The following is a 338-nucleotide window of genomic DNA, read 5'->3' on the forward strand; positions in this document are numbered from 1 at the left end:
TCTTTATAATGAGGCCAAACATCGATGATATGATTTATCCACCGAAGAGCCCACTCCCATTCCCGATTCTCTTCAAATAGTTCTACAGCCATCAAGAAGTGTCCCCTGGGTAGCTGTAGCTCCTCACCATCTTCCCATGCTTTCTCGAATTCGCCCATTTGTATTTGAACAAGTACTTTATACCCATTCCATTCCGATGCTTCACCAGGGTAGCGTTCCTGAATTGCCTCTAATGCATCTAGAATCTCTATCCAGCGTTTCTGCTCATATTGATAATTAAGCCATGCCGTGGCAGATTCAGAGCTAGCTCCTTTCTCCAATGCTAATCTCAAAGCATC

1 protein-coding gene is annotated in these 338 nt (G+C 44.1%); it reads right to left on the reverse strand.

Features of this window, described 5'->3' with window-relative positions:
* On the reverse strand, nt 1-338 hold a 338-nt coding region (locus L6773_RS21370; protein ID WP_237856713.1), incomplete at both ends, for a hypothetical protein.

The sequence above is a fragment of the Rhodohalobacter sulfatireducens genome (assembly GCF_022012475.1).
In the GTDB taxonomy this organism is placed as follows: Bacteria; Bacteroidota; Rhodothermia; order Balneolales; family Balneolaceae; genus Rhodohalobacter; species Rhodohalobacter sulfatireducens.